Genomic DNA, 20,162 nt, shown 5'->3' with positions numbered 1-20,162 from the left:
CTTTTGTTCAGCGCAGGATTTCTGCACTGGTGTGACCCAACCAATATGAACCTACCGAGCAGTAAACAAAATCATATCAAAGGATTAATCATCTTCGATGACACCATGCTTCTTGAGAAGCTCGACGGTTCGAACCAGGTCCGCAACCGACCGCATTTCCAGTTTTTTCATCATTGTGCCACGGTGGATTTTGACGGTTACTTCGCTCAGGTTGAGTTCTCCTGCGATCTGCTTGTTCATCAGCCCTGCCGAAACAAGCATCATTGCCTGGCGCTCACGATGGGTCAGCGAGTTGAACTTTTGAACCAGATCCTCAAAGCTGGCCAAATCAATGCGTCTTTTTCGGTCCAGGTCCAAAGCAACGATAACCGCATCAATTAGGTCCTGATCACGGAACGGTTTGGAAAGGAAATCGATTGCGCCGGCTTTCATTGCCTTAACGCTCATCGGCACATCACCGAAGCCCGTCATAAAGATCACTGGCATCGAAACGCCAAGCTCTTTCAGTTTACCCTGAAAATCCAGTCCACCAATTCCCGGCAGACGAACATCAAGTACCAGGCACGCCGGATTGTCCGGCAACGTCTCTTCCAAAAAGGCCGGTACTGTTTCAAAGACCGATACAGCAAAGCCGATTGAACGCAACAAACTGCTGACGGCATCTCGGATGGCAGCATCATCGTCGATCACATACACCGATCCATTCAGCGCAATATCAGATAACTCTACTTTTTTCATCACGTGCTACAAGCGGGCAGTTCAATCGTGAAAATCGCCCCCTCTCCCTCTTCAGATTGCAATGAAATTCTTCCGCCATGCGCGGAGATGATTGATCTGCAAATAGACAGCCCCATCCCCAAACCATTGCGCTTGGTCGTAAAGAAGGTTGTAAAAAGGCGTTCTTGATGCTTTCGGCAAATGCCATGACCGCTGTCCTGCACCACAATCAGCACATCCGAAGTTACAGATAACTTTAAACTGATCCGGATATTGCGCGCGCCGTTTTGAACTTCCAAAACAGCGTGATGTGCATTCATCAAAAGATTGATCAACACTTGCTGGAGCTGGATCTTGTCGCCGCGAACCTTCAAATCCGGTGCGGAGATATCAACATCAACAGCAATGTCGTGACGCATCAATTCTCGCTGAACAAGTGCAAGACTTTCGGTAATCAGCTCCGCACAGTTGAGAACAGATTTGTTTAGCGGGACGCCCTTTTTGGAAAGTGACAACAGGCGTCGGACAACTTCACTTGCTCGCTGGCCCTCGGCGATCACACGGTCGAGCCCATCCCGCACTTCTGAGATTTCGGGCGGCGTACGATGCAACCATCTCAACGCGGCTTCACCATTGGTAACAACGGCCCCTAACGGCTGGTTCACCTCATGGGCAATGGATGCCACAAGTTCTCCGAGCGTTGCTACGCGGGTCGCATGCGCCAAATCGGCATGTGCCTGTTGCAAGGCCTCTTCCGTTTGTCGCAGGGCATCAATATCGTTCATAACCCCGTACCATCGAACAACCTCGCCAGCGTTGCTCATAAGCGGAGAGCCCCGCATCAGCATCCACCGATAGACGCCACTACCGGTTTTCAGGCGACATTCTGTTTCAATCATCTCCACCGATTGTTCGGCCTGCGCCCAAAGGTCCCGCCAACGCGGCAAATCGCTCGGATGGATCAGGTTTTCGAGCCGGCGCGAGATCCCCGACAGATCAATTCCAAGTTCGGTCCAGCGCTCATTGAGATAATCGACCGTTCCATCTGTCAGGTTTGTCCAGACGAATGCCGGAACAGTGTTGAGAATGACCCGCCGCTCCCGCTCCTGCTCCTGCAGTTTTACTTCGGTGCGTTTTCGTTCTGAAATGTCGGTGTTTGTTTCGAGAATTGCCCGCGGCCGTCCACGTTCATCCCGGCTTAGCGACCATCTGCTTGCGACGGTGAGTTGTGAACCATCTCTTTTCGTTTGAACAAGTTCACCTTCCCATCGGCCGGTTTCGACAAGGCAAGCCATCGCCTCGGCATGCCGAACGTCAAACTTGGTATTGAGAAGCTCCGCACTTACGGCATTGATGGCCTCGTAAGATCGGTATCCGTAGAGCTTTTCCGCGCCAAGATTCCAGAACTGGATGGCGCCTTCCAAGTCTCGAACAAAAATGGCATCGTTGCTCAGGTTCAACAAACCTGCACGTTGCGCCAGAACATCTGTTCCGCGCTGGTTCCGAACGGCGAGCACTGTGGTAATCGCAATTGCTGCAACACTGAATATGCAGCGCGCCAGGCTGTCATCGAACAAATCATCGTAATGTCCCCAGACAAACGCCGATACGGTCAGCACGACGCAAACGGTACCTGTTGCCCGAATTACATTTGCGGAGGCAATGCCCGAAGCGAGCAACACTGCAATCACATACATGACAGCGACCGCCATTCCGGAATCGCTCAGATTGTCCAAGTAAAAGACAAACGCCACATATAGAAAGATCAGGAAACACGTTAAAAACCTATGTTTTCCGAGCCCCAGTTCCAAGTGCAACTCATCCCCCTCTGAGTAAGGCCCAACCATGATCGGGCAGTCGATAAACGACGGTATTGAGCACGCGGTTTGTCGATGCAGCAGACGTTGACGCGGGAGGCGCTCGGGGGCGGAGGGGGTTAGGGCGAGGCGAAAATCCTCACCACGTCAACGCCGGATTACTTGAAGAAATTTAAAGCAGAAACTGAAAATCAAGATAAAAGTCAATTTCATCACCATGTTTTCCAGAATCTTCAAAAAATCATTCAAGTACTTTGATGAAACCGATGACATCTACTATAAATAGATCATCCGTCGGCCACCCAAACAACCTACTCCACCACCGATTTAATTCAATCACACCTTCAGTTCACCGCTTAATACATATGTGCTATCGAAATTCATCAGGACGACTTCTTGACCGCGCCGCTATGTCACCACGCAAAGATCAAGTGGCGTATCGACATCAAACCCCGCATGATCCATAAGTATTTTTGTGACAGGCGAGGATTCTTTATTCAGAATTCGCCGCGCACCAATTTCCCCATCCAGTTTCTCAAGTGCGGAAAACATTGATCGAGGAAAAATGGCAGGCACACCATTCGCAGAGCCATATTGCGCCGAGATCACAGAATGGCCGTCAAAACGATCGGTCAGATGTCGATAGTCTTGCTGCGTCACCCTGACTTGGTCACAAACAGCTATCAACATGCCATCCAGGTCATTTTGCCGCGCGGCACAGGCAACACCAACCGCGATAGAACTGCCCATTCCCGATGTCCAGTTGCTATTCACAACAACTTCAACATCCGTTGTAATTGTTGGTGCAATTTCATCTCGTGACGCACCTAAAACGACGTAGATCGGTCCACTGACCGCTTGGCGCACCTCGTCAATTGCATGATTGAGAAGCGACTTTCCGTTAAAGTTTGCAAGCTGCTTGCAGCGTCCAAACCGTTTGCTTTGTCCGGCGGCCAGAATAATTGCAGCAATCATCATTTGATCCTCCATTATTCCGCGGCCTGTAGCCGGGCAACAGCAGCACTATGTTTCCTGAAAAGCACCGCATGAATCCCTGACAAAATTGACAAGGCAATGCTTTCGGGCAGCTGCCCCCCAATGTCCAGGCCAGCTGGGCTGGCAACATCAAATGGCAGATCCACCTCTTTGAGGCCCGCCTGCATCAACAGCTCGGCAAACCGGTGCCTGGGCCCCAAGGCCGAGACATGTCGAACAGAACTGTGTGACAGCAATTCCAGCGCCTTCGCATCCAGTGAAATGCTGTGAGCCATAAGGACAGAGGCATCCACACTGTTTTCATGGATGTACGCAATGAGGCTGTCATCCAGGTGACGCAGGATCACATTCGCATTTGGAAAATGCTCACGCCGGGCATTGGCGCTTCTGGGGTCGACAAGTGTCGTTTTCCACCCCAGTTGATGCGACAAACTGATGACAGGACGCGCATCCATGCCTCCGCCAATGATCAATAAATGGGGTTCGGGCAAAATCGGGGTGACCAGCCAATCACCATCCGGGCGCTTTTCAATAGAGGCGTGCTCTAAAGAAACTGTATTGTCAGGTTCGAAATAGGCGCAAACATCGCCAATCTTCTGAAAATACTTTCCCTTCTGACGCCGTTGCAACGAAGCATGCAAGTCCGCCAGACCAAGATCGTTGCCCGGTAAAAGCGGTTGCAACATGATGTGTACGCGACCACCACATCCTATTCCCAGCCTGAATGACAGGTCGTCTTCGTCACTCGCGTCATATACCAGCATCACAGCTTTGCCTGTGACCATGGCCTTGCGCGCGTTGCGCATGATATCCGCTTCGAGACAGCCTCCACTCAGCAGACCGAATTGCTGACCGTTACCATTTACCAGCATCATTGCGCCTGCTTTTCGGTAAGCCGACCCTTCGGTAAGATACACAGTCCCCAACACCCATTGGGTGCTGGTCCTGAATTTCTGCCAATCTGACAGCATGGATGACAGGTGGTTGTTCATTGGTCAGACGCCCCGTTCTGGTCGCCGGCAATCCGCGCTTTGCAGTATAAAGTGCGGGAAAGCGACACACCGGGTATCGCTTCCCGCATGCGACGGCTTAAACAAAATTGAAGCCAGCCTTGGTCATTGGAAGATTGAGTATCCTTGTGCCGGTTTGCGCAAAAATGGCATTGGCAACAGCGGGCCCCGTTGGCGGGACGCCCGGCTCGCCAACACCCGACGGCGCGGCATTCGAAGACACGATCCCTACTTCGATTTCGGGCATTTCACCGTTGCGCAGCAGCTCATAGTCCGGAAAGTTGAATTGATCGACTTCACCGTCAGTCAGCGTAATCTCGCCTCGGTAAATAGCGGCCAAAGCAAAGCCTGCCCCGCCTTCCATTTGTGCACGGATAATATCCGGGTTGACGGCAACCCCACAGTCAACGGCCATATACAACTTGTTTACGTGAACGTCTTTGCCGTTAACCGACACGTCCGCGACGACCGCAACGCATGTATTAAATGAATAGTGACAAGCAAATCCGCGCTTATCCCCTTCTTCCCACCCCGACATCCTGCGCACCAGATTGATTGCCGAGATCATGCGAGCCTGGTTAGTGCCCTTGGGGTCCAACATTGCAAGGCGCATTTCAATCGGATCCTGTCGGGTCTCGCTTGCAACCATATCAAGCAGGGTTTCCATGACAAAACCGGTGTGGGTATGACCGACAGAACGCCACCACAGGACAGGCACTGCGGTTTCAAAATCGCTTAGTCCGACCGCATGATTGGGGATATCGTACAGACCTTCCGCTATCCCCTCCACGGACGTACTATCAATACCTTCGCGAACAAGAACCGGCTCAAACGCCGTGCCTTTCATAATCGATTTTGTGACAATCCGGTGATCCCAGGCTGTGATGTTACCTTCAGCACCAAGCGCAATTGTTGCGCGATGTGCTGTCTGAGATCGGTAGTGCCCGCCTCGCAGATCGTCCTCGCGGCTCCATACCAGTTTTACCGGCAACTTGCGTCCGGACACGGCAAAGGCCATCGCAGCTTCTGCATTGTAATCCGACGTCGGGTTTGCACGTCGACCAAACGAACCACCTGCATATAGGGTTTTGATCTCAACCTGAGACGGATCGAGATCAAGAATTGCAGCTACTGTCGGATGTGACAGCCCCGGAAATTGGCAGCCGTCATACATGATCACACCGCTCTTGGTGGGTGCGATCGTACAATTTAACGGCTCAAGTGGCGCATGAGCCAAAAATGGAAACGTAAATTCTGCCTCTATCTTGCGGGCTGCCGAAGCAATCGTTGAGGCAACCGAAGACAGAGAAACGTCATGGTTGACGTCAAACTGGGGATGATCAAGCAAAGCCTTCTGAGCAGAAACAATTTCGGATGTGCTGCGGCTTTCGGCATTCGCAAAATCCCACTCAACAGACAAAGCGTCCCGTGCCTGAAATGCCGACCATGTGTTTTTGGCAAAGGCAACAACCCCTGCCTTGTTTGGCAAGACTTGGGCAGCAATGAACCCGCCGACCTGTTTGGCATCACGATCATCAAAGGAGATCACGGAGCCGCCAAACTTCGGACTGCGAGCAATTGCCGCGTAAATCATCCCGGGCAACTTGATGTCCATGGCAAAGACGGCGGTGCCGTCCGTCTTGCTCGAGTTGTCTTTTCGATGAAGACGCTGATTGCCGATCAATCTGAACTGATCAGGCGTTTTAACAACCGGATCCGCGGAGACTTCGAGCGTTGATGCCAATTCAACAAATTCACCAAAATGCCCGAAATGCGGCCCCGATGTCAGGATGCTGCGTTCAATCGTAATGCTGTCCGGGTCGACCCCCCAGGTTTGGGCGGCAGCACGCACCAGCAAATCACGTGCAACAGCACCCGCTTCGCGATACTGCATGTAAGAATTAGCTGTCGCGGTCGACCCACCGGTTCCTTGAAGGCCAAACATCAGATTTGCGTACCGACTGCCATCCGAAGGAGCAAACTCGGTATCCACCGTCTCCCAGTCCGCATCGAGCTCCTCGGCGACCAGCGTCGTTAAACCCGTGCTGGTTCCTTGGCCCATTTCAAAATGCTTCAGAATAACCGTTACAACACCACTGGCATCAATACGGACAAAGGGATTGAGAGCAGCCGCCAGTTTTGCTTCGCCCGCTGCCGCCAGAACTCCGTTGGAACCTAACCCTACAAGAAGCGCAGTACTTCCTGCCGCTGAGCCGATCAAAAACCCTCTGCGAGAAATCTGAACCGTCATGAATTAGGCCTCCAGCTTTCGGGACGCCAGTTTGACGGCCTCATTGATCCGAAGATAGGTCACGCAACGGCAGGCGTTGCCATACATGTATTCCTTGATTTCCTCATCAGACGGTTTCGGGTTTTCGGTCAGAAGACCGATCGCCGACATCACCTGCCCTGACTGGCACCAGCCGCACTGGACAACATCTTTTTCTCGCCACGCTGCCTGGACTGCTTTCGCAACGCGGTCTGTGGCCCCTTCTATTGTGGTGATCTCACTGTCTACAGCATCTTCAATGAAGGTCTGACATGAGCGCGAGGGATAGCCATCGATATGAACCGTACAGGCGCCACAATAGGCGACACCGCAGCCGAACTTTGTGCCGGTCAGCTCGAGCTCGTCACGCAGCACCCAAAGCAACGGCGTGCCGGGCTCAACGTCGACACTGCGGATTTCACCATTGATCTTAAGTTGATATTTCATTTGTTCGGCTCTCTCTGTCTGACAATCCCAGTCGCTGGAAGGGATGCGGGTTTCGCACGGCAGCACCTTAGCGAGACGGCACGCCATATCCCCTGGATCCCCAATGCGGGTAGTGGTCCCGCTTCTCGTTCAGTCTGTGTGCTTTGATAGAATAGGACCTTCAGATCGAGACCCGAATGTCACAAAACCGTCTTTTCGAGACAATTGGCTGCACAATGGCGGACAATAGCTACTCGTGTGATTGGGCCTGCAAGAAGGCAACCAGATCATCAAGTTCTTCCTGCTTCCTGATGGCAAAAGACATCTTCACACCAGGTATGAATTTTCGAGGGGACGCCAAGAACGATTTCAGGTTCTCCTCGTTCCACACAACACCAGCACCTTCCATTGCTTTTGAATATCGATACCCTTCGACAGCAGCAGATTGGCGGTCGGCGATCCCAAACAGGGAAGGACCAGACTTGTTGACGCCTTTCACCAGGGAATGACAAGCTTGGCAACGCGTGAACAACTTTTCGCCTCTTTGCACATCATCCGATGCAAAGGCGATCGAGGACGAAAGCAATACGCCAATCATAGTCATCGTCGCGGCCATCGCGAGCCACAGGGATGCACGCACCATCGATCTCTCCTGAAATAACTGCGCCAGCAAGGCCGCCTTTTAAACGGTCTGGCGTTTCAATTTTTGGTCTCCGGCATTTTCAGAAAACCGCGGTGCGTTTTCCATAAGACATCCCGGTGGATGTTTAATACCTACGAATTAAACTCACATCTCCCGGCGAAAAGAGTATTTCGAAACTGAGCAAACTGATGATGAGGTGCGGAAAACACTCAACAATCCGGCTCTCCGCACCTCGAGATCATGAAGCCAGCGGCTCCAGGAAATGAAGCTTCAGTGGCTCTGCCAACAGCTCGTCAAATTGTTCGGCCAGTTTTTTGAAATGGCGGCTTTTTGCATGGGCATCCAGACAAGACTGGTTCAGCCATCTTTCGTCCATAACAATGGTACCGAACGAACCGATCAACTCGTGAGGGGCATACTCAAGACACCCTTCTTCGGACTTCGTTTGCTCAACAATCGCCTGAATCTCGGCAAGCAACTTTTCCCGTTTGCCCGGTTTGGGAACAAGATAAGCAAGCAAACGGATTTCGTGATTCTGGTCTTTGGTCATGACAACCCCGCCACTGCTTATTTCAGATAGACCGGACGGGCATCCACTTTAACGCGCAAGACCTGATAAGGTTGTTCACGCAAGTCGACCCCTTGATGAAAAGCTGCCTGTCGGTGAAGCTGGTTCGCAGTGAAATACAGGTATCCGTCAGTCCCCATCGACAAAGTATCAGGCCAAAGTACCTCCGGGCCTTCTACAACGGTTTCCCATTTTCCATCACGCCCCAGACGCAAGATTGCGTTTTTCTCATAATCACCGGCATAGATGTTACCGTCAGTATCTTCACTGAGACCGTCAGACGGGCCTTTGATCCCCAAATCAGTTACAAGCCCCTCAAGATCGGCGTCGCTCAGACTGGAGTTTAGAAGCGCAGCAGTCGGAATGCTGTAGAGATGGCGGCTCGACAATGCACAGTAATAAAGAGTTTCTCCATCAGCTGAAATGGCAATGCCGTCACTTGCAACGAGCCAGGGTTGAGGTTCCTGATCGGGAAGACGGACTTTCAGCTCTTCCCCTTCAATTACCGGCACGAAAGACGGATCTGGCATCGTTGAGCTGGCACCGCTCAAGCGCCGTGACGCCTGGCCACTGGCAAGATCAACGACAATGATCCCACCCGGACCACTCAGAGAACTATCCGTGATATAGGCAACACCTTCTGCACCTTTCCGAAGATCCAGTCGCAGGTCATTCACATAGCTGGTCGGTAAAACAACCTCTGACGAGAACACGATTGTTTTGATGACCCGATCCGTTGTCAGGTCGATTGCAACAAGTTTCGCTGCACCCATGATTGGTGACTGAAAACCCGGAGACCCGGTATCAAGAACCCACAAACGATTTTCGCCGTCGGCCACAACACTCTGAACACTGGAGAACCGCTCGGTAGGAATTGCAGCATTGAACGTGTTCATTTCCTGTGATGGATAGGCAACAGCCTTGCCATCAATCAGCTCTGCAACGGTGAATTCGCTCCCATCTCCCCATTGCGGGTAATTTATGAAAATGCGTCCATTGGGCGCGACTGTGATACCTGTGGGCATCGCACCATAGAGTTCCGCAACGACTTCGGATTGTTGACGTGCATATGCAACGGTCGGAAAACTGCTCGACAGTGAAATCACTGCGGCCAAAAACAGGGGTTTGAAATGCATCGGATCAACCCTCAAAACCTGTAATAACGGTCTTGCCGATTGCGCTACCACTTTCAAGGCGCGCATGTGCAACTTTAAGGCTGGTCGCATTTATCGGCGCCAGTTCTTCCCGTTTCGTTGTTTTGAGAACACCCACATCAATAAGATGCGCAACTTCTGTCAGCAATTGATGCTGAGCAATCATATCTTTCGTTGCAAACATGGGACGGGTGAACATGAGCTCCCAGACCACGGTGATCGCTTTGCGTTTTAGCGAGACGATATCGAAGCTTTCCGGATCGTCAATAAGCGCAAGTTTACCCTGCGGGGCAATAATCTGCGGGAAGTAAGGAAGCTGCTTTTCGGTTGAAGTCAGACCGGCGACATATTCCACCTCATCAAAACCAATCGCTTTTAGCTCTTGATCAAGAGGATTGTGGTGATTGATGACATGATGCGCCCCCATTGCCTTAACCCACTCAATGGTTTCAGGACGAGATGCTGTTGCAATCACAGTCAGCCCGGTGAGACGGCGGGCGATCTGCGTCAGAATTGATCCGACACCGCCCGCACCATTGATGATCAGAATGGCACCTGAACCGGTCTTTTGCCCATACGGCACGCCAAGACGGTCAAACAACAGTTCCCAGGCCGTAATGGCGGTAAGCGGCACGGCTGCCGCTTCTGACCAGTTGAGGGTTTTGGGCTTCAGAGCAACAATACGCTCATCAACAATGTGATATTCCGAATTGGCGCCAGGGCGCGTGATATCACCTGCGTAATAGACCTCGTCGCCTGGTTTGAACATTGTGACGTCCGAGCCTACGGATTCTACAACCCCTGCAACATCCCAGCCAAGAACTGCGGCTTTACCTTCGGCCGGCTGTGAACGCACACGCACTTTCACATCAACCGGGTTTACCGAAACCGCCTTGACGCGAACCAAAAGGTCTTTTGGACCGGGCGATGGTACAGGAAGCTCGATATCCACAAGCGCATCGTCTCGCGCAATATCACCAGCAGTATAATAACCAACGGCTTTCATCATGCATCTCCACAAAACAAAACTTGATAGAGAGATGATTGCCCGTCTTGGTGGCCCCTAACAGAACCAAGCTTGTATACACGTCATACATTTTTGAATGCTGTCGAGCATCAGGAACGCCAACACGTGTCAGCGTGCAAACAATGACAGTTTGACCCTGTCAAATAGTGGCAGGCACGGCTTCTATCAGATGATCAATCAATAGGCGAAGGCGCCCAAGACGTTTCAGGTCTGCATGGTACCCCATCCAGATATCCTTCCCCGGAGGCCTTCCGAAAAGCTCTATTTCCACAAGGCCTGAGGAATTCCCCAAAACCACCGGCAAAACGCTTAGTCCGGCACCTTGCTTTGATGCAAGCGCTTGAAGTTCCCGGCTGTTGCTTCTCACACCGAGATGCGCGTTCGGCAGATGATGGCGAAGCCATTTGAGGTCCGCGATCTCGTCAAACTGGCTATCCATCGTAATCAGTTGGTGCCCGGCACCACCATCCTTGACGTTCGGAAAACCAACACGGTCAATGTAATGCTGACTGGCAAACAACCCGTAACGGACATGCGTGAATTTGCGCTGAATGATGCCCGGGGAAGTAAATTTAACAAACCTCAATAATAAATCGGCTTCCCTTCGATCAAGGTTTAGCAGCCTGAAGTCGGTCAGTATTTCCACCGTGATCAGTGGGTTCGCGATAGAAAAACGGGTGACCGGTTCGGACAAAACGCAGTTTGAAAACCAGTCGGAAGCTGAAAGCCGGAGCGTGCCCTCCAAATCCTCGGCTGTGCCGGCAAGTTGCCGCAGCAAAGCCATGTATTCCTCGTCGATGCTTTTTGCATGCTGGAAAACAACTTCGCCTTCGTCTGTAAGTGTCAGGCGATTTGCACTGCGTTGAAACAGTGAAAACCCGCACCGGTCCTCGAAATGCCTAAGCCGACGACCAAGTGTGGGCTGACTGAGCTTCAACAATGGTGCTGCGGCCGTGAGGGATCCTTCACGGGCAACGTAATAAAACACCTTTAGGTCATCCCAGTCCAAGAGCGCTGGATCGAGTTTTTCCATATGCCACGCAGCCTCATCTGAATTCGGATATGCTAGAAGATGGCACAGTCATCCGACCTTCCGTCCTGCCTAGTGCTACTCTTACGCGGAGTAACAATTCAATCATATCTCGGGATAATTGCGCATAGAATTTATACGATTTTGCGCCGCCTCAGAGGCACAGAACTGATCAGGATGCCAGAAATGATCGCCGCAGCTCCAAAAACAAGACTGCTCCCGATTGCTTCACCAAGAACAATTGCCGATACCAGAATGCCTGTAACAGGCACTCCCAACATTGCCGTGGACATGGTGCTGGCGGCCAAACGCGTACTCGCCAAGTTTACGGCACAAAAGCAAAAAGCAGTCGCCAAAGGCCCCACGAAGAACAAGGCAAGCCACAGCGTATTACTGCCGTCTCCCGAATATCGCCCTTCAAACATCAAGGCGACAAACAATAAGGCGGTGCCTGCCAAAAGCATCTGCCAAGGTGCCAGATGATATGGGGAAGTGTGACTTCTGAAGTATCTCAGATGAATAATACATACTGCCCAGCACAAGGCTCCGGCCAGGAGCATCATGTTGGCATGCAGGACTGCTGAATTTGACCAGTCAATCGCAGCAGGACTCATGAGAACGATGACTCCCAGCGCACCAAGCAGCAGCGAAGCAAGCTTTCGCGTGGTTATTCTTTCGCCAAAAACAAAGAAGGAAATAGGTGCTACCCAGACAGCCGTTGTATAGCTCAGCATTGCAGAGCGCCCCGCACTCAGTTGGGTCATCGCAATCGCACCGAGCGCCGTAAACAACATCATTTGCAGCAAGCCTACGGAAAGCAGGAAGGGCAGATCAGCTGCTCGTGGCACACGAACATCCCCTTTGGCCAGTTGATAGACCAACAAACAAAGACCACCAGTCAGAAAACGCAAACTGGAAAACCAAAGCGGCGTTATATGTTCCAGTCCGGTTTTCATCACGGGCCAATTCGCCCCCCAGATCAGGATCGCGAGAACAAGACCAAAGAGGCCCGTATAAGACATTGTACTGTTGGTTTTTTGCTGCGGAAATGGTGTGTCACAAGATGCTGCATTTGGGATTTGGGACATGACTGGCTTGTGTCCTGACGCATTGGAATTTTGGGTAAAACCGGAAGCAGCCGGTTGCTTTATGCGTGTGCTCGCTGCAATTGATCGTCCAACGCGCTCACTTTCGCATTTCCCAAATACATCGCGGAAAGCGCCTTAAGCGTGGAATGCCCGATCTTGTCCTTTGCGGCATTACGGACAACTAATGTTGCCTGATCTGAACCGCCCAACAGACCTTGTGGCTCCTCAAGTGCGCGGATCTTGTATCGGTTGTGAAGGTATTGTGGGTGCCAGAGCGGAATGACAAGCCACCGTTGAGCTGCATAGAACTGCTCAAACCTGTCGAAACAATCGGCTTCAGAGCCCGCATTAAAGCGGTAACCAAATTGGCGCAGGCCATAGCTATCAATCATCTTTTCTGAAAAACGGCTGATCCCGGCTCCCGGATTGATCCCCTGGATGAGCTTATCCATTCTGTCGAGAGATGCAGGTTTCTTGAGATCATCTACCGAGCGAACTTCAAGCTCACTGACATAGTCCGGCACACCCCATATGCAGTATGGCTCATACAGCACCGTGAGTTTGGTAACCTTGTCTGCAATTGGACGAAGATATAAATCATGACTTGTCGGTAACCATGCCGACACAAGCAGATCTATCTCGTCATTTTTCAACAATTCAAACATGTCTTCATGAGGGGCAGCCCGTCGCTGAACCTCAAAGCCATGCCTTTTGAGAACTTTCTCCACTTCAAGGCAGCTGGCCTTGTGAAACGACAAATCGATGTGCCCGACGGTCAATGACTTGGCCATGCGGCTTCCTTTCTCATCACCAAAGGCGATCCTGACAAGTTGGAATCCTGCGAGAGAAAACAGTGCCGAAACCCAAAATAACGTCGGACAGGAACAGTCTTCTCTCTGAATTGAAATCTAGAACCCGGGGTTCGGGAATTGCGTCCGTTCAGCTAACGAGCGCGCCACCGTCAATATCAATCACGGCCCCGGTAACCGAATCACAGTCGATTACAAACAGATACCCTTTGGCAACGTCCTTTGGTGACGCGACACGGCCGACCGGCAGCGATTTCGCTGCACTTGCAAACATTTGTTCGCGATCACTTGCTGCCATTCCGCTATAGGCTTCGGTGTCTGTCAGACCGGGGCTAACGATATTGACCCGAACAGGCGCAAGTTCCCGTGCCAGGATCTTCACACCTGCTTCCAATGCGGCATTCATCGTCGTCTTAACAAATGTGCCCGGAACCGTTTTGCGTGCCAGAAATCCAGAAGTAAAAGTAAGGGTCCCACCGGAGCGGATGTATTTTGCAGCTGTCTGCGCCACCCGTACCGCCCCCCAGAACTTTACGTCGAAAGCTGCTTTGGCAGCGTCAATGTCCAGCCCTGTAACCATACCCGCTGGCGCCTGCGAGCCCGCGGTAAAAATCACATGATCAACCTCACCATTGGCAAGAAACCATCCCTCGATGCTTGCCGCACTTGCAACGTCTATACCATTCGACCTGCCAAGAGAAAAAACATCGCCTCCCCGGTGCGAGAGTGCAGAGGCGATGGCCTTGCCGATGCCCGTGCTGCCGCCCAAAATAACAGTCCGCATTGAATCACTCATGTCTTCCTCATATTTCCGAAATGATCGAAGTGAACTCGGCAATGATTGATCGAGTGTTCAAACGTGCAAACAGCCAACACTGAATGACCCGCATTCATTTTTGAATGCGGGTCATATCTGCACGTTATATTGCCAGTCCGTCAGACATCGGAAACCTGGCAGATCAGGGAGGGAACCTTATATGCCAGCTGCGGTACGGGTCGCGCGGCGAATGGTTTGCGGGGGTTGACCAAATGCCCGCAGGAACGCCCTTCGCATGCGGTCACGATCTGAAAATCCAGTTTGACGTGCTACCTCATCGATTGAATGATTGGTGTCTTCCATCAAGCTGCGTGCAACCTCCAACCTGAGATTTTCAATTGCTTTCGCAGGAGATTGTCCGGTTTCGGTACGAAAGGCACGGCTGAACTGTCTTGGGCTCAGATTTGCAACACCGGCCAGTTCTTCAACGTCAAGACGGCTTTCCAGATTGCGCCGCGCATAAGTGAGCACTTTCTGGATGCGGTCTGACTTTGGTTCCAGCTCCAACAACGTAGAATGCTGCGTCTGTCCTCCGGCACGGCGATGATAAATGACCAGCTTCTTGGCAATCAGGCGCGCAAGATCTGCTCCGAAATCTTCCTCAATAAGCGCAAGCGCCAAATCTATCCCTGCCGTCATTCCAGCAGACGTCCAGATTGGCCCATCCTTGATAAATATCAGGTCTTCCTCGACTTTGATCTTGGGATAATTCTCTTTCATTTGCTGTGCATATGCCCAGTGGGTCGTAGCACGTCGGCCATCAAGCAGACCGGCCGCCGCAAGCACGAATGCGCCGGTACAAATTGAAGCAATCCTGCGACTAAAGCGTGGCGCCGTCTTAAGAAAATCGACAACTTCGGTGCCTGGTGGCTGCATACTGCCGCTGACAATTAACAAATCGAAGTATCGATCGGATACAGATTCAGTATCTATCGAAAACCCTATTGACCCTTTTACCGGTCCGCCATTCGCGGACAGAATTGACACGTCATAAAGCTTTTCTTCCGATTGCGCATTGGCCAGTTCGAACGCAGTGAGGGCCGCAAGTCCCATCGGTGAAAAATCACTGTGCAGAATAAACCCCAAACTGAGCATCGCACCCTCCGATGGCATAAAAAGACGTAAAATTGATAAAACGGACAAATTATGTCCTAAAACGACGTTAATATGACATTCAAGACATCGCAAATCAAGCTTATCGTCATCCTCATCGAAACCAACTTCGCAGAGGAATTTGAAATGTCTGACTCATCCGCCGCAGGAACTGCACTGATTACCGGAGCATCGGCAGGTATTGGTGCGATTTACGCTGACCGTTTGGCTAAGCGTGGTTATGACCTTGTTTTGGTTGCTCGTAACGAAGACCGCCTTAATGCAATTGCAAAAAGCATTTCTGAGGAAACCGGCCGTTACGTTCACGTTCTGCCTGCAGACCTCAGCAAAAAATCCGACACCGCACATGTTGAGCACATTCTGAAGACAGACAGCAGCATCTCCGTACTCGTCAATAATGCAGGGTTCGGATCGGTAGCCCCCCTTCTGTCGGCCGACATCAACCGCATGGAGGAAATGATTGGCCTGAATGTCACGGCACTTACACGACTGACATATGCTGCTGCTCCGGCATTTGCTTCGCGCAATGAAGGGACAATTATCAACATCTCTTCAATTGTTGCGATTGGCCCTGAGATTCTCAACGGCGTATACGGTGCGACGAAAGCCTATGTACTGGCTTTGACGCAGTCCCTGCATCACGAACTGGCCGATAAAGGCGTCCGCGTACAAGCAGTTCTTCCCGGTGCAACGGCGACAGAATTTTGGGAAATCTCCGGTATGCATCACTCAAATATGCCTGACGAAATGGTCATGCGTGCGGATGTGATGGTCGATGCAGCCCTGGCCGGACTTGACCAAGGCGAAGTCGTAACAATTCCCCCGCTGCAAAGTGGCATTGACTGGGACAATTTCGAGGCGTCTCGCAAGAGACTCTCCCAAAAGTTTGCGCATAGCACTCCAGGTGCTCGTTACCGCGAAAAAGCACTGACCCCGGCAATTTGACCCCAGGTCAATCAAGATAATCACGCAATACCGGCTTAACAGCTCAAGTCGGGCACAAACTCCGAAGGAATAAGCAAATGCATATGACCGACAACACGATTTTCATCACTGGCGGAACATCCGGTATCGGGCGCGGACTGGCAGAGGCGTTTCACAAATTGGGCAACAAGGTAATCATCGCAGGTCGGCGGAAAGGTCTTTTAGACGAAATCACCAAAGCCAACCCGGGCATGGATGCTCTCGAACTCGATATCAACGATATTGCCAGTATCGATGCTGCTGCCAAGCAATTGATCAACAAGTATCCGAACCTGAATGTGCTCATCAACAATGCCGGTATCATGCCATTTGATGATGTATCTGGACCAGTTGATGACACGGTTTCCCAACAGATTCTGACGACAAATGTACTCGGCCCTGTGCGAATGACCTCAGCACTAGTCGAACATCTGAAAACGCAGCAACGCGCAACAATCATCAATAACAGCTCAGTACTCGCTTTCGTGCCGTTGGCAGGAAATGCGGTTTACTCGGCTTCAAAGGCTGCAATCCACTCATACTCGATGTCGCTGCGCTTCATGCTCAGAGATACATCGGTGAGTGTACAAGAAATTGCACCGCCCTGGGTGAACACCGATCTGATCAAGAAAAGCGACGATCCGCGCGCAATGGATCTTACAAGCTTCATCGAACAAACAATGCTGGGACTGGCGACAGAAACACCAGAAGTGGTGGTCGAGGCCGCAGCAGCCTTCCGTGCCAACGTCGGACCGGATGAGCATGAGTTCGTGCATAACTTCAATGCTGCACTCATTGCCGAACCGATCCCTGTCTGATGTCCCAGTTCCGGGTTGGCTTTGTCGGCCAATCCGGACTTTTTAGTTGGATACGCCCCATGACACATCAATCTGTTTGCACATCAAAATCACTTGCCCCCGCAAATTCAAGCTCCGCAAGCGTCTCAAATCTTTCCGAAAAGAAAAGGCGATCCGCCACCCTCCAGGAATTGATGCCGATACTCTGCATGGCATTGGGAACATTCGCGATCGGCACAGAAGGCTTCATGATCGCTCCGCTGTTACCCAAAATGGCTGTCGACTTTGGCCATTCCGTTTCAACGGTTGCCCAGTTGGTTACTGTATTTACAATCACACTTGCGCTTAGTTCACCCGTCATGACGGTGCTAACAGCAAACCTGAACCGCCGGAATGTTTTGCTCTGGTCAATGGCACTCTTCACTGCCGGCAATATCTTTGCGTGGCTTTCCAGCGATTATTCGAGCCTGATGATCGCAAGAATACTGCTTGCAATCGCATCCGGGCTTTATGTGCCCAACGCGAATGCATTGGCTGGCGCGATCGCCGGACCCGAGAAACGAGGACAGGCACTGGCAATCGTCAGTGGCGGGATGACAATTGCGATTGCGCTCGGCCTGCCGCTCGGTTCACTGATCGGACATGCTCTTGGATGGCGAGCAACATTTTTTGCCGTCGGCGGAATGTCCCTGATTGCTGCTGCGGGGATATATGCGGGCGTCAATAAGGATGCAGGTCGCGAGATTCGCGTCGCGGGCCTTGCCGAAAGAGTGAAAGTTGCAACGTCGCCCGCAGTTCTGAAACCGCTTTTCGTCACTGCATTCTGGGCAATGGGGGCATATACTGCTTACCCCTTTATCGCGCCATATCTCTCACAAACTCTGAATTTTGCAGAAACCGGTATTGGTGCAACGGTCAGCCTTTGGGGAGCCTCTGCTGCCGTGGGTGTCCTGATCGGTGGTAAGCTGACAGATCGCATCGGTTATCCACGCGTCATTGTGCCATCGTTGCTTTTACTGGCCCTGGCATTTGTCGTAATGGCATTTAGCGCCCTCGCCCTTACACCAGACATCGCATTCATTCCTGTTCTGGCCGCGATTTCGTTGTGGGGTATTACGGTTTGGTCGTTTTTCCCTGCGCAAATGGCAAACCTGATCAATGCCGGCGGGCCACAAACAGCCTCTGTCACGCTTTCATTGAACACGTCGGTGATGTATGCGGGCTTTTCTCTTGGAAGTGCAATGGGCTCGATTGTCATTGCTGCTGGAAACAGCTGGCAAATCGGGGCTGTCGCAGCCATATCGGAAATAGTGGCACTAGCAATATTCCTCGGAACCAGGCGCGCCAGTTAAGCTTGCACGCAGCCTGCGCATCAAAGGTCTTACTCCACCGGAGTAAGGCCTTTTTCCATATCAGTCTTGCTGATTTCTTTTTGATCCGCACAGCCATAAACATGATCCGCCCGGACATTCTCCCGATGCACTTCGTCAGATATCTTTTCTCCATCAAACGGTTAAACTTCCAAAATCTGGAGAAATATTATGCATATGCACAACTGGAACGAATATCGTGGTCAAGTGTTGTCTGGCGTCGGAGAAGTAGCAAAACTGAGCCCGGATACCGTGAAAGGATATGCCACCATTGGCGGCGCGGGCGCCAAAACAGGTCACCTTGACGCCAAAACACGAGAACTCATTGCCCTGGCCGTTGCGATCAGTCTGCGGTGTGACGGCTGTATTACAGTTCATAGCGCAGAAGCTGCCAAACTCGGCGTTTCCAAAGAAGAAATCGCCGAAGCATTAAGCGTCGCGATCAGTGTCAATGCTGGTGCTGCACTGGTTTACACAACACGCACTCTTGACGCATTCGATGCGGTTACTGAAACGCAGGACTGAAGAAAAACCGTTTTCGTTCGTAAGGGCCGGTCATTCTGGAATGACCGGCCCTTCGGTTTATACGGAAAGATCAGGCTTTGGATGAAAATTCGCGCCATTGGCCGGGACGAACACCGAACTCCCGAAAAAACGCCCGACTGAATGCGGCTTCGGACTGGTAGCCGACATCCTCGGCAATCTGGCCCAGTGAAGTACTTCCAGATGACAGCTTTTGACGTGCAATGCCGAGCCTGAGCCGCATCAGGAAACCAAGCGGCGCTATGTTGCCAGCTCTGGAAAACGCACGAACAAGAGAGGCTCTTGACGTCACAGAGACAGCCGCCAGTTCGTCAAGCGACCACGGATGGGCTGGATTGTGCAACATAGCAATCACCGCCTTGCGGCTCTGATTGTTGGCAAGGAGAGAAAAAACGCCTTCAGCAACTGGATGTCTTTCAAAATGATCGCGCAAAACCATGGTGAAAAGTGCCGATGCAAAATTGGCCGCAACGATTGACCAGCCCGGGCGCCCCTCCTGAATTTCTGTCGCGATATTGGAGACAATCCATTCGTGCCGACACCCCGTGCCCAGTGCAATTGTTTTTGAAATAACAACTTCGGGCAATAGCCGGACAAGAAAGTCACTGGCCCCGGTGCTGTAAAAGAGCCGTCCGCAAACAAGTTTCGTTGTTACGTCAATGCCCTCGATTGTTTTGATGCGGATATCTTGGCGGACATCGGTAATGACGGTGCTGTTGCTTGTGTCAGTTCCGCTACCCAGGGAATGTTCAGATCCATGCGGCAGCAAAACAATATCGCCTTTCGATAAGGCAATTGGATCGCAGTTCCGGCGTTCAAGAAAGCAATTTCCTGCCAATACCAAGTGGAAATACGCGCACCCTTCCAAATCATGTTCGTGAAATGCACGCCAGTCTCCGCCAAAAAGACAGTAATCATCCAGGACGGGACGAACCCGAAGGAATTCCGAGAGTTCACGAAAGATATCGGCATCGACCACAATTTTTACTCTTTTGATGAAACAGA

20 protein-coding genes are annotated in these 20,162 nt (G+C 51.6%); 4 read left to right on the top strand and 16 right to left on the bottom strand.

Annotated features, from left to right (window positions below):
- Positions 1-84 precede the first annotated feature (84 nt).
- The 15 genes from M9H61_RS18355 to M9H61_RS18285 form a co-directional block, all read right to left on the bottom strand.
- The gene (locus M9H61_RS18355; RefSeq protein WP_068518815.1) at positions 85-738 is read right to left on the bottom strand and encodes a response regulator transcription factor; all 654 of its coding nucleotides are present in this window, start codon (positions 736-738) and stop codon (positions 85-87) included.
- Entirely contained in the window at positions 738-2,429 is a 1,692-nt protein-coding gene (locus M9H61_RS18350) for a PAS domain-containing sensor histidine kinase (protein WP_250282159.1), read from the bottom strand. Before M9H61_RS18350 ends, M9H61_RS18355 begins: the two co-directional genes overlap by 1 nt.
- Before the next feature lie 513 nt (positions 2,430-2,942).
- Positions 2,943-3,512: an NTP transferase domain-containing protein gene (locus tag M9H61_RS18345; RefSeq protein ID WP_250282157.1), complete on the bottom strand. Its 570-nt coding sequence runs from the start codon at positions 3,510-3,512 to the stop codon at positions 2,943-2,945.
- Between the two features lie 11 nt (positions 3,513-3,523).
- Positions 3,524-4,522, bottom strand: coding sequence for an XdhC family protein (locus tag M9H61_RS18340; protein ID WP_250282155.1), 999 nt, complete (start codon positions 4,520-4,522; stop codon positions 3,524-3,526).
- Positions 4,523-4,619: 97 nt separating this feature from the next.
- Positions 4,620-6,791: a xanthine dehydrogenase family protein molybdopterin-binding subunit gene (locus M9H61_RS18335; protein ID WP_250282153.1), complete on the bottom strand. Its 2,172-nt coding sequence runs from the start codon at positions 6,789-6,791 to the stop codon at positions 4,620-4,622.
- Between the two features lie 3 nt (positions 6,792-6,794).
- Complete coding sequence (locus tag M9H61_RS18330) at positions 6,795-7,256, bottom strand: (2Fe-2S)-binding protein (RefSeq protein ID WP_068518820.1); 462 nt, start codon at positions 7,254-7,256, stop codon at positions 6,795-6,797.
- A gap of 229 nt (positions 7,257-7,485) precedes the next feature.
- Positions 7,486-7,878 (bottom strand): cytochrome c family protein, encoded by a 393-nt coding sequence (locus M9H61_RS18325; protein WP_250282145.1) that lies wholly within the window; start codon positions 7,876-7,878, stop codon positions 7,486-7,488.
- 238 nt (positions 7,879-8,116) lie between these two features.
- Complete coding sequence (locus M9H61_RS18320) at positions 8,117-8,428, bottom strand: putative quinol monooxygenase (RefSeq protein WP_114103843.1); 312 nt, start codon at positions 8,426-8,428, stop codon at positions 8,117-8,119.
- 17 nt (positions 8,429-8,445) lie between these two features.
- Positions 8,446-9,582, bottom strand: coding sequence for an L-dopachrome tautomerase-related protein (locus M9H61_RS18315; RefSeq protein ID WP_114103842.1), 1,137 nt, complete (start codon positions 9,580-9,582; stop codon positions 8,446-8,448).
- A 4-nt stretch (positions 9,583-9,586) separates the two neighbouring features.
- The gene (locus M9H61_RS18310) at positions 9,587-10,606 is read right to left on the bottom strand and encodes a zinc-binding alcohol dehydrogenase family protein (RefSeq protein ID WP_068518824.1); all 1,020 of its coding nucleotides are present in this window, start codon (positions 10,604-10,606) and stop codon (positions 9,587-9,589) included.
- Between the two features lie 160 nt (positions 10,607-10,766).
- On the bottom strand, positions 10,767-11,660 hold the full coding sequence (locus tag M9H61_RS18305; protein WP_220151765.1) for a LysR family transcriptional regulator: 894 nt from the start codon (positions 11,658-11,660) through the stop codon (positions 10,767-10,769).
- A gap of 131 nt (positions 11,661-11,791) precedes the next feature.
- Complete coding sequence (locus tag M9H61_RS18300; RefSeq protein ID WP_181846474.1) at positions 11,792-12,745, bottom strand: DMT family transporter; 954 nt, start codon at positions 12,743-12,745, stop codon at positions 11,792-11,794.
- Positions 12,746-12,804: 59 nt separating this feature from the next.
- Positions 12,805-13,536 carry a glycine betaine ABC transporter substrate-binding protein gene (locus M9H61_RS18295; RefSeq protein WP_250282143.1) on the bottom strand — a complete coding sequence of 244 codons (732 nt, stop codon included), beginning with the start codon at positions 13,534-13,536 and terminating at the stop codon, positions 12,805-12,807.
- 148 nt (positions 13,537-13,684) lie between these two features.
- Positions 13,685-14,350: an SDR family oxidoreductase gene (locus M9H61_RS18290; RefSeq protein WP_250282141.1), complete on the bottom strand. Its 666-nt coding sequence runs from the start codon at positions 14,348-14,350 to the stop codon at positions 13,685-13,687.
- A gap of 177 nt (positions 14,351-14,527) precedes the next feature.
- Positions 14,528-15,514, bottom strand: a complete 987-nt coding sequence (locus M9H61_RS18285) for a GlxA family transcriptional regulator (protein ID WP_250282139.1) — start codon at positions 15,512-15,514, stop codon at positions 14,528-14,530.
- A 24-nt stretch (positions 15,515-15,538) separates the two neighbouring features.
- Here M9H61_RS18285 and M9H61_RS18280 point away from each other — a divergent pair, with 24 nt between their 5' ends.
- The 4 genes from M9H61_RS18280 to M9H61_RS18265 all read left to right on the top strand — a co-directional run bounded on the left by M9H61_RS18280 (position 15,539) and on the right by M9H61_RS18265 (position 19,139).
- Positions 15,539-16,429, top strand: a complete 891-nt coding sequence (locus M9H61_RS18280; RefSeq protein WP_250282137.1) for an SDR family oxidoreductase — start codon at positions 15,539-15,541, stop codon at positions 16,427-16,429.
- Between the two features lie 77 nt (positions 16,430-16,506).
- Entirely contained in the window at positions 16,507-17,265 is a 759-nt protein-coding gene (locus tag M9H61_RS18275) for an SDR family oxidoreductase (RefSeq protein ID WP_114103839.1), read from the top strand.
- A gap of 59 nt (positions 17,266-17,324) precedes the next feature.
- Entirely contained in the window at positions 17,325-18,596 is a 1,272-nt protein-coding gene (locus tag M9H61_RS18270; RefSeq protein ID WP_250282136.1) for an MFS transporter, read from the top strand.
- Positions 18,597-18,791: 195 nt separating this feature from the next.
- On the top strand, positions 18,792-19,139 hold the full coding sequence (locus M9H61_RS18265) for a carboxymuconolactone decarboxylase family protein (protein WP_250285075.1): 348 nt from the start codon (positions 18,792-18,794) through the stop codon (positions 19,137-19,139).
- 70 nt (positions 19,140-19,209) lie between these two features.
- Here the strand turns inward: M9H61_RS18265 and M9H61_RS18260 are convergent, their stop codons facing one another.
- Positions 19,210-20,136, bottom strand: a complete 927-nt coding sequence (locus M9H61_RS18260; protein ID WP_250282134.1) for an AraC family transcriptional regulator — start codon at positions 20,134-20,136, stop codon at positions 19,210-19,212.
- Between the last annotated feature and the right edge of the window lie 26 nt (positions 20,137-20,162).

Origin of the sequence: Thalassospira sp. GO-4, assembly GCF_023588965.1 — a bacterium.
GTDB lineage: Bacteria > Pseudomonadota > Alphaproteobacteria > Rhodospirillales > Thalassospiraceae > Thalassospira > Thalassospira povalilytica.
Note: the sequence above shows the minus strand (reverse complement) of the source record. Positions and strands in the feature narration are given on the sequence as shown.